10 protein-coding genes, 4 tRNA genes and 1 pseudogene are annotated in these 9324 nt (G+C 60.6%); 6 read left to right on the top strand and 9 right to left on the bottom strand.

Annotation, left to right across the window (positions count from 1 at the left end; translation table 11 throughout):
* Positions 1-100: 100 nt before the first annotated feature.
* Positions 101-241, bottom strand: coding sequence for an oxidoreductase (locus tag B3P22_RS05780; protein ID WP_296270314.1), 141 nt, complete (start codon positions 239-241; stop codon positions 101-103).
* Positions 242-272: 31 nt separating this feature from the next.
* Entirely contained in the window at positions 273-2291 is a 2019-nt protein-coding gene (locus tag B3P22_RS05775; protein ID WP_296270313.1) for a ribonucleoside triphosphate reductase, read from the bottom strand.
* Positions 2292-2504: 213 nt separating this feature from the next.
* Here B3P22_RS05775 and B3P22_RS05770 point away from each other — a divergent pair, with 213 nt between their 5' ends.
* Both B3P22_RS05770 and B3P22_RS05765 read left to right on the top strand, forming a co-directional pair.
* Positions 2505-2912, top strand: a complete 408-nt coding sequence (locus B3P22_RS05770; RefSeq protein ID WP_275545030.1) for an antitoxin Xre-like helix-turn-helix domain-containing protein — start codon at positions 2505-2507, stop codon at positions 2910-2912.
* Positions 2912-3607: an RES family NAD+ phosphorylase gene (locus tag B3P22_RS05765; protein WP_296270312.1), complete on the top strand. Its 696-nt coding sequence runs from the start codon at positions 2912-2914 to the stop codon at positions 3605-3607. The genes B3P22_RS05770 and B3P22_RS05765 overlap by 1 nt, the downstream gene beginning before the upstream one ends.
* Before the next feature lie 161 nt (positions 3608-3768).
* On the opposite strand, the gene B3P22_RS05760 is transcribed toward B3P22_RS05765, so the two are convergent.
* The 7 genes from B3P22_RS05760 to B3P22_RS05730 form a co-directional block, all read right to left on the bottom strand.
* Positions 3769-3855: transfer RNA gene (locus tag B3P22_RS05760), tRNA-Leu, on the bottom strand.
* A 121-nt stretch (positions 3856-3976) separates the two neighbouring features.
* Positions 3977-4050: transfer RNA gene (locus tag B3P22_RS05755), tRNA-Cys, on the bottom strand.
* A gap of 38 nt (positions 4051-4088) precedes the next feature.
* Positions 4089-4164, bottom strand: a tRNA-Gly gene (locus tag B3P22_RS05750).
* Between the two features lie 67 nt (positions 4165-4231).
* The gene (gene pgsA / locus B3P22_RS05745) at positions 4232-4792 is read right to left on the bottom strand and encodes a CDP-diacylglycerol--glycerol-3-phosphate 3-phosphatidyltransferase (protein ID WP_197855643.1); all 561 of its coding nucleotides are present in this window, start codon (positions 4790-4792) and stop codon (positions 4232-4234) included.
* A gap of 33 nt (positions 4793-4825) precedes the next feature.
* Positions 4826-6649: an excinuclease ABC subunit UvrC gene (uvrC, locus tag B3P22_RS05740; protein ID WP_296270311.1), complete on the bottom strand. Its 1824-nt coding sequence runs from the start codon at positions 6647-6649 to the stop codon at positions 4826-4828.
* A gap of 2 nt (positions 6650-6651) precedes the next feature.
* Positions 6652-7296, bottom strand: a complete 645-nt coding sequence (gacA, locus tag B3P22_RS05735; protein WP_024308165.1) for a response regulator transcription factor GacA — start codon at positions 7294-7296, stop codon at positions 6652-6654.
* Between the two features lie 163 nt (positions 7297-7459).
* Positions 7460-7547 (bottom strand) — tRNA-Ser (locus B3P22_RS05730).
* A gap of 163 nt (positions 7548-7710) precedes the next feature.
* Here B3P22_RS05730 and B3P22_RS05725 point away from each other — a divergent pair.
* The 4 genes and pseudogenes from B3P22_RS05725 to B3P22_RS05710 form a co-directional block, all read left to right on the top strand.
* Positions 7711-8379, top strand: coding sequence for a Bax inhibitor-1/YccA family protein (locus tag B3P22_RS05725; RefSeq protein WP_296270310.1), 669 nt, complete (start codon positions 7711-7713; stop codon positions 8377-8379).
* A 115-nt stretch (positions 8380-8494) separates the two neighbouring features.
* Positions 8495-8887, top strand: a complete 393-nt coding sequence (tusD, locus tag B3P22_RS05720) for a sulfurtransferase complex subunit TusD (RefSeq protein ID WP_296270309.1) — start codon at positions 8495-8497, stop codon at positions 8885-8887.
* Positions 8887-9246, top strand: a complete 360-nt coding sequence (gene tusC, locus B3P22_RS05715; RefSeq protein ID WP_296270308.1) for a sulfurtransferase complex subunit TusC — start codon at positions 8887-8889, stop codon at positions 9244-9246. Before tusD ends, tusC begins: the two co-directional genes overlap by 1 nt.
* A pseudogene (locus B3P22_RS05710) lies at positions 9246-9324 on the top strand (sulfurtransferase complex subunit TusB); the annotation flags it as partial. The gene tusC and the pseudogene B3P22_RS05710, both read left to right, overlap by 1 nt.

The raw sequence follows: 9324 nt of genomic DNA, 5'->3' as shown, positions 1-9324 counted from the left end.
GGTATGCAAGGAGGTACAAAGAAGGTGAGGGGCTTCGAGAAGGAATATGTCGAAGCCCGGGCGATGGGGATGGCCCGGAATCGCGTCCCATTCATCGTGGCTAGACGAAATGCTGGAGCTCACGATGCTCCGATTGCGTGCCCAGTTTGAAGACCGTCACCGGGGGGTGGTAACCCATCACCCGGGTCGAGACCTCGCAGCGCTGACGCTGGGCTTCGAGAAGTTTCAGCTGTGCATTCATGGTGTCGCTCCTTGTGGTGGGTAATAGCTCTTCAGCCGCCGCAGGCGCCGCAGCACTGCTGTTTCTGCAGCAGCGCCTCGTCGCACTTCGGGCAGAACTCATGTTCACCGGCCAGGTAACCGTGCACCGGGCAGATGGAAAAAGTCGGGGTTATGGTCAGGTACGGCAGGCGGAAGCGCGACAGCGCCGTGCGCACCAGTTGCTTGCAGGCCTGCGCCGAAGAAATCCGCTCGGCCATATACAGGTGCAGCACGGTGCCGCCGGTGTACTTGCATTGCAGCTCGTCCTGCAGGGCCAAGGCCTCGAAGGGATCGTCGGTGAAACCGACAGGCAGTTGCGAGGAGTTGGTGTAGTAAGGCGCATCGACCGTGCCAGCCTGGAGGATATCGGGGAAGCGCTTCTGGTCCTCCTTGGCGAAGCGGTAGGTGGTGCCCTCGGCCGGCGTCGCTTCGAGGTTGTAAAGGTGACCGCTACGCTCCTGGAATTGCACCAGGCGCGCCCGCACATGATCGAGCACATGCAGCGCCAGCTCACGACCCAGCTCGGTTTGCATGCCTTCACGGTCATCGCTGAAGTTGCGCAGCATCTCGTGCAGGCCGTTCACGCCAATGGTGGAGAAGTGATTGCGCAGCGTGCCCAGGTAGCGTCGAGTGTAGGGATAGAGCCCTGCATCCATGTGGTGCTGAATGACCTTGCGCTTGACCTCCAGGCTTTCGTACGCCATGTCCAATAGCGCATCCAGGCGCTGTAACAGGCCGGGAAGATCCTGCCGATGGCGATAGCCCAGGCGCGCGCAGTTGATGGTCACCACGCCAAGAGATCCCGTCTGCTCCGCCGAGCCGAACAGGCCGTTGCCGCGTTTCAGTAGCTCACGCACGTCCAGTTGCAGGCGGCAGCACATCGAGCGCACCTGATTGGGCTGCATGTCCGAATTGAGGAAGTTCTGGAAGTACGGCAGGCCATAGCGTGCAGTCATGTCGAACAGACGCGTGGCGTTGTCGCTGTCCCAGGGGAAGTCGTGGGTGATGTTGTAGGTCGGGATCGGGAAGGTGAACACCCGCCCTTTCGCGTCGCCGGCCATCATCACCTCGATGTAGGCGCGGTTGATCAGCTCCATCTCGCCCTGCAGGTCGCCGTAGCAGAACGGCATCTCCTGGCCACCGATCACCGGCACCTGCTCGCGCAGGTCCTCGGGGCAGACCCAGTCGAAGGTCAGGTTGGTGAAAGGCGTCTGTGTCCCCCAGCGCGACGGCACGTTGAGGTTGTAGATGAACTCCTGAATGGCCTGGCGGATTTCGTCGTAGGTCAGGCCATCCTTGCGCACGAATGGCGCCAGGTAGGTATCGAACGAGCTGAACGCCTGGGCCCCGGCCCATTCGTTCTGCAGGGTACCGAGGAAGTTGACCATCTGCCCCAGCGCGCTGGACAGATGCCTGGGCGGTCCCGCCTCGACCCGCCCCGCGATGCCATTGAAACCCTCATGCAGCAGCGTGCGCAGCGACCAACCCGCGCAGTATCCGGCCAGCATGTCGAGGTCGTGGATATGCAGGTCGGCCTCGCGGTGCGCCCGGCCGACCTCCTCGCTGTATACCTCGTCCAGCCAGTAGTTGGCCGTCACCTTGCCGGATACGTTGAGGATCAGCCCGCCCAGTGAATAGCCCTGGTTGGCGTTGGCCTGCACCCGCCAATCCTCGCGCGACAGGTATTCGTTCATCGACGCGGCCACATCGATCAGGTGCTTGCGGTCGCGACGCAGACGGCCATGCCGCTCGCGGTAGACGATATAGGCGCGTGCGGTCTGGTAATAACCGGCTTCCATCAGCACCTGCTCGACCCGGTCCTGGACCTGCTCCACTTCCAGGCTGCGGAATTCCACCAGACGTGACAGTACCGCGTCGGTCAGCGCCCTGGCCTCAATCGCCGCGAATTCCCCCGTTGCCTGGCCAGCAGCGGTGATCGCACGCTCTATCTTGGCACTCTCGAAAGGCACCTCCTGTCCGTCGCGCTTGAACATCGACTGCGGTCGGTAAGGAACACGCTCCTTATACATCCATCACCTCCTGGCACATCATCTAGTTTAAAAACAGAGAAAGAACACAAGATGATGTGGAATCTACGCTTCGGAGGCCGGTTTAAAATTGATCGTGATCAAGTTTGTCGGGCGCTGGCGGTCACCTCTTTTCGATTGATAAGGTCAAGCAATTTTAATCCACAGACTAAAATATGCTATAAATTGATCTACAGACACAAAGAAGAGTTCTATATGACTGCTACAGCCCTACAGGTTCAGGACTTCTCGAAAAGCCAGTGCGCAGCCGGCCTGCGCGCGGCGTTGAACATTCTCGACAAGTGGAAGGCCTCGGCCGAACAGGCCTGCCGAGTGCTACGAATCTCCCGCAGCACCTACACTCGAGCCAGTCAGAAAGACTCGTCGTGGACGGTAAACCTGGACTCCGACCAGATGCAGCGCATCAGCCTGGTGCTGAACATTCATGCTGCATTGCGCGTGGTGTTCGACAACCCCGATAACGTCTACGGCTTTGCCCTGATGGAGAACCACAACGAGTTCTTCAACGGCCGCACGCCAATGGAAGTCATGGCGCAAGGCGACATGATCTCGTTATACGAGACCTTCCGGCGCATCGACACCCTGCGAGGTGCTCAGTGGTAATGCTCAGCGACCTACCGCTGCTGGACGATGAGCCGGTGCAGGCCTATCGCCTGGTCAACTCCAAGTTCCCGCCCATCGCGCTGTTCGATGATGTCGCCGACGCAGAGGACTTCGAGGCTCTCTATCAGATCCAGGCGCTGACCAATCCACGACTGCAGAATGAGATTGGTCGCCTGGAGCTGATCCCGCGCAATCAGATTCCCTTCGGCATTGTCGGCTGCTCGTACGCGACGGCCCCCTTCACCCACGTCAATCCCGCCGGCTCGCGCTTCAGCAACGGCAGCTTTGGCGTGCTGTACCTGGCGGACACAATGGACACCGCGATTGCCGAGGTTTGCTACCACCAGGAAAACTACTGGTCGAAGGTGCCGGAGCTCAATTATGAGCGCTTCGTCTTCAGAGGACTGACAGCCAACTTCAACGAAACGGGGTTGAGAGACGCGACGGTCGTACCGCTGTCGGACCACATCTACGCTCCCAGCGACTACACCCACTCCAATCAGCTGGGGGCCGAGGCCAAAATCACAGGATGCATGGGCCTGCGCTATCACTCGGTGCGCTCTGCCGGCAATATCTGCTGGGCGCTGATGACGCCACGTTCCGTGAGTTCGATCATCCAGAGCGCGCACTACGAGATGATCTGGAGCGGCCAGGTGATCAGCGTCAATCAGATCACGACGTTGATTGGCGCCTAGGTTTGCCGGATATAGACAAGCAGAACGCCTTGGTCGCCATCAGCCCGCGCCAAACCACTTTTCGCCAATTTCAGAATGGGAAATAAGAGACAGCCATAAATGACAAAACCGGCCAGAGTGCCGGTTTAGATTGCTTATAGAGACAGAGAGAAACAGATGAATGGTGCCCGAACCCGGACTTGAACCGGGACGACCTTTCGGTCGAGAGATTTTAAGTCTCCTGCGTCTACCGATTTCGCCATTCGGGCGGTAGCGCTGTGCGAAGGGCGGACTATATACAGCCCTCCGCGTCCTCGCAAGGCGTGCAAAAGCAAAGCTGCGAGAATGAAAAAGGCCTCGTAAATCATGGATCTACGAGGCCTTTTAAATTGGAGGCTGAGGTCGGAATCGAACCGGCGTTCACGGATTTGCAATCCGGTGCATAACCACTCTGCAACTCAGCCATGAAGCAAACGAGCCGCCTTGGCGACTCGTGTAAAACTGGAGCGGGAAACGAGACTCGAACTCGCGACCCCGACCTTGGCAAGGTCGTGCTCTACCAACTGAGCTATTCCCGCTTGTCTTGTCGACGGGCGCCATTCTATAGAATCGAACCGCGCCGTCAACCCTTTGATTCAAAAATACTTATTTCTTTTCCGAGGTAGTGCTGAGGTGCGGCCAGGCCGCCAGCAGGTACTGCAGCATCGACCACAATGTCAGCACCGCCGCGATTACCAGCAGGATATATCCGACCACCACCCAGAAGGTGAACACAGGCGGATTACCCAGGAGGATGACCAGCGCCAGCATCTGCGCAGCGGTTTTCCATTTGCCGAGGTTGGATACCGCCACGTGCGCCCGGGCACCCAGCTCGGCCATCCACTCTCGCAACGCCGACACGACGATCTCACGACCGATGATGATCGCCGCAGCCAGGGTCAGCCAGAGATTGGAATGTTCGGCAGCCAGCAGCACCAGCGCTACTGCCACCATCAGCTTGTCTGCTACCGGATCGAGGAAGGCGCCGAAAGGCGTACCTTGCTCCCAGCGACGCGCCAGATAGCCGTCGAGCCAGTCGGTCGCGGCAGCAACGGCGAAGACGCCGCTGGCCGCCCAGTAGCTCCAGGAGAATGGCATGTAGAACAGCAGGATGAAGACCGGAATCAGCGCGACCCGGAGCACGGTAAGCAAGTTGGGGATATTCATCGGCACAACTAGGCTGCGAAGTGAACGGGCATTCTACTCACTGTGCAGAGTGTCATAAATCAACTCGGCGAGCTTTTTACTGATTCCCGGCGCTTTGGCAATTTCTTCGGCACTGGCGCGGGAGAGTTCCTGTAGACCACCGAAGTGATTGAGCAGTTCACGCCGCCGCTTCGGGCCGATCCCGGCGACCTCTTCCAGCGTCGAGGTACGCCGCGTCTTGCCACGGCGTGCACGGTGCCCGGTAATCGCGAAGCGGTGCGATTCGTCACGAATCTGCTGGATCAGGTGCAGTGCCGGCGAGTTGCCGGGCAAGGTGAACTCATGCTCGGCATCGTTGAGGTAAAGCACTTCGAGACCGGGCTTGCGCGTCGTGCCCTTGGCCACGCCAAGCAGGATCAGATCCGGGACTGCCAGCTCCTGCAGCACCTCACGGGCCATGGCCAGCTGGCCCTTGCCGCCGTCCACCAACAGCACGTCAGGCAGTTTGCCTTCGCCATCCTTGATCTTGCTGAAGCGACGGGTCAGGGCCTGGTGCATGGCGGCGTAGTCGTCGCCGGCAGTCACGCCCTCGATATTGAAGCGGCGGTAGTCGGACTTTAGCGGCCCTTCGGGGCCGAACACCACGCAGGAGGCAACGGTGGCCTCACCGCTGGAGTGGCTGATATCGAAGCACTCCATGCGCTGCGGCGGCTCGTCCATTTCCAGCACGGTCGCCAGCGCCTCGAAGCGTTCAGCCAGGTGCTGCCGGTTGGCCAGGCGAGCAGCCAGCGCCTGTTCGGCATTGGTGACGGCCAGTTGTTGCCAGCGCGCTCGCGTGCCACGCACGCGCAAGCTGATGCTGAGGCTGCGCCCACGCAGCGATTCGATAGCCTCGATCAGGGTGGCGAAGTCTTCATGCTGCACGTTGACGATCAGCTCGCTGGGCAGATCGCGCTCGACGTTGCCCAGGTAGTACTGAGCGAGGAAGGCCATCAGCACATCGCCGCCCTCCTCTTCGATCGCCACCTGCGGGAAGAAATTCTTGCTGCCGAGCACGCGGCCGCCGCGCACGCTGATCAGGTGCACGCATGCGCCGCCCGGCGTGAGCATGACGGCGACCACATCGACATCGCCGCTGCCGCCTTCCATGCTCTGCTGGTCCTGTACGCGGCGCAGCATGGCGATCTGGTCGCGCAACTCGGCAGCGCGTTCGAACTCCAGGGCCATTGAGGCTTTTTCCATGCTGGCAGAGAGTTCCTCGCTCAATGCATTGCTGCGTCCGTCGAGAAACATCACCGAGTGGCGCACGTCTTCGGCGTATTCCTCCGGGCTGACTAGGCCAACGCAGGGGCCTTTGCAGCGTTTGATCTGATACTGCAGGCAGGGGCGCGTACGGTTCTTGTAGTAGCTGTCCTCGCACTGACGAACCAGAAAGGTCTTCTGCAGCAGGCTCAGGCTCTCGCGAATCGCCAGGGCGCTGGGGTACGGACCGAAATAGCGCCCCTTGGCTTTCTTGGCGCCACGATGGATGCCGAGGCGTGGGAATTCGCCGTCAGAGAGGAATACATAGGGATAGGACTTATCGTCGCGCAGCAGGATGTTATACGGCGGCCGCCATTCCTTGATCAGCGTCTGCTCGAGCAGCAGCGCCTCGGTCTCGTTGGCAGTGATGGTGGTTTCGATCTGTGCGATGCGTGCGACCAGGGCGGCCGTCTTGGGCGCCTGACCGGTCTTGCGGAAATAACTGGCGAGACGCTTCTTGAGGTTCTTCGCCTTGCCGACATAGAGCAGGCGAGCCTCGCCATCGAACATGCGATAGACGCCAGGGCGACCGCTGCAGGTCGCCAGGAAGGCACTCGAATCGAAGGATGCAGACATCTTCAGCTGACGGCGTCGACCATGCCGTGGCGTACCGCAAGCAGGGCCAGCTCGACGTCGCTGGTGATGGAGAGCTTCTCGAAGATGCGGTAACGGTAGGTATTGACCGTCTTCGGCGACAGACACAGCTTGTCCGAGATGTTCTGCACCTTGTGGCAGTTGGCGATCATCAGTGCGATCTGGATTTCACGCTCGGACAGGAGATCGAACGGCGAGCCACTGGTTTGCGGCTGGAAGGATTTCAGCGCCAGTTGCTGGGCGATTTGCGGGTCGATGTAGCGCTGGCCGGCGAACACCAGGCGAATGGCCTGCACCATTTCATCCAGCGCGGCGCCCTTGGTCAGGTAACCGGCGGCGCCAGCCTGCAACAGGCGAGTCGGGAATGGATCTTCCTCGCACACGGTGACCGCGACGACCTTGATATCGGGGTGGCTGCGCATCAGTTTGCGGGTGGCTTCCAGGCCGCCGATGCCAGGCATCTTGACGTCCATCAGCACAACATCGGGCTTGAGTTCGCGAACCTTGAGCAGGGCCTCTTCGCCGGTGCAGGCTTCGCCCACCACTTGCAGACCATCGATATCGGCCAGCATGCGGGTGATGCCCGTGCGAACCAGATCGTGATCGTCGACTACCAGGACCCTAATCAATCGCCACCTCGTTGCACCTTGTCAGCCACCGTGCAACGACGGTGAGGTTGAACTTGCCGGCCACCTTAGCAAAAAGCCAGGCACTGACCTAGCTTGGCGCACAGCAGTCAAAAAGCAAGCGCCAGATTAGGATCAGAAATCGCGTCAAGGCAATAGGGAGAATTGGCGGAAGCGGTGAGATTCGAACTCACGGATAGTTGCCCATCGACGGTTTTCAAGACCGTTGCCTTAAACCACTCGGCCACGCTTCCAAACGCTGAGCAGGGAGAATGAGATTTCAACCTCCGCTGCAGTGCGGGCGGCAATCTTACCGGAACGCAACACACTGTCAAACTCTCTGTCTTGGCACTTCGATTGGCTCTGTTATGATCCGGGCATTCGATTATCGGATCCTCGTGCCACAGGAGCGTCGCCATGCAAGAGCGAGACTACGTACTGAACCATTCGCAGGCCGACCAGCTGGAAGTCAGCAAGGTCCTGCGCAACACTTACGGCCTGCTGGCCATCACCCTGGCTTGCAGCGGCCTGGTCGCCTTCCTCAGCCAGCGCGCCAATGTGCCCTACCCGAACTTCTTCGTGGTGCTGATCGGCTTCTATGGCCTGTTCTTCCTCACCTACAAGCTGCGTGACTCGGCCTGGGGCCTGGTCTCCACCCTCGCCCTGACCGGCTTCATGGGCTACACCCTCGGCCCGATCCTCAACCGCTACTTGGGCATGGCCAACGGTGCTGAGGTGATCAGCTCGGCGTTCTCCATGACCGCGCTGGTGTTCTTCGGCCTGTCCGCGTATGTGCTGACCACCCGCAAGGACATGAGCTTCCTCAGCGGCTTCATCACCGCCGGTTTCTTCGTCCTGCTCGCCGCCGTACTGGCCAGCTTCTTCTTCCAGATCAGCGGTCTGCAACTGGCGATCAGCGCCGGCTTCGTGCTCTTCTCCTCGGTCTGCATCCTGTTTCAGACCAGCGCCATCATCCATGGCGGTGAGCGTAACTACATCATGGCCACCATTAGCCTGTACGTGTCGATCTACAACCTGTTCATCAGTCTGCTGCAGATCTTCGGTATCATGGGCGGCGACGACTGATCACGGTTCGTCCCCCTTGGAGCCCGCTTCGGCGGGCTTTTTCTTGCGCGTGATTCTTTGTTTGCCGGGCACCCTGGCCTTATCATTGCCGCAGTTTTGCCTCGCCGGACACTCCATGAAGTTTGCCATCGCCCTGTTCGCCGCTCCTCACCAGCCCGCCTCGCGTCGCGCGCTACGCTTTGCCCAGGCGGCGTTGGCTGGCGGCCACGAGATCGTTCGCCTGTTCTTCTATCAGGACGGCGTGCACAGCGCCGCCAGCAATGTCGTGACCCCGCAGGATGAGCTGGACCTGCCCCGGGAGTGGCGCGAGTTCGTCTCGAGCAACGGGTTGGACGCCGTGGTGTGTATCGCCGCGGCACTGCGGCGCGGCGTGCTGAACGCTGAAGAGGCGCAGCGCTATGCGCGCCCGGCAGCCAATCTGCAAGCGCCCTGGGAGCTTTCCGGCCTCGGCCAGTTGCACGAAGCGGCGCAGCAGGCCGACCGACTGATCTGCTTCGGAGGCAACTGATGAACAAGTCGCTGCTGATCATCAGCCGCCAGGCGCCCTGGAGCGGCCCTGGCGCGCGCGAGGCGCTGGACATCGCGCTGGCTGGCGGTGCCTTCGATCTGCCCATTGGCATGCTGTTTCTCGATGACGGCGTCTTTCAGCTCAACGCCGGGCTGCAGCCTGGCCAGTTGCAGCAGAAAGATCTCGGCGCCAACCTCCAGGCCCTGCCCCTGTTCGGCGTAGAGAACCTGTACGCCAGCCAGCGCAGCCTCATCGAACGCGGCCTTGGCGACGCCGAATTGAACCTGCCGGTAGAGCGCCTCGACGACGACGCCCTGACCGCCCTCCTCGATCGTTACGACCAAGTGATCACCCTCTGATGGCCACCCTGCACATCCTTTCCCATTCGCCTTTTGCCGACAGCCGCCTGGCCAGTTGCCTGCGCCTGCTGGGCGGCG

The organism is Pseudomonas sp. UBA6323 (assembly GCF_002439135.1).
Classification (GTDB): domain Bacteria; phylum Pseudomonadota; class Gammaproteobacteria; order Pseudomonadales; family Pseudomonadaceae; genus Aquipseudomonas.
The sequence above is the reverse complement of the archived record's forward strand: the minus strand, read 5'-3'. Positions and strand labels throughout refer to the sequence as shown.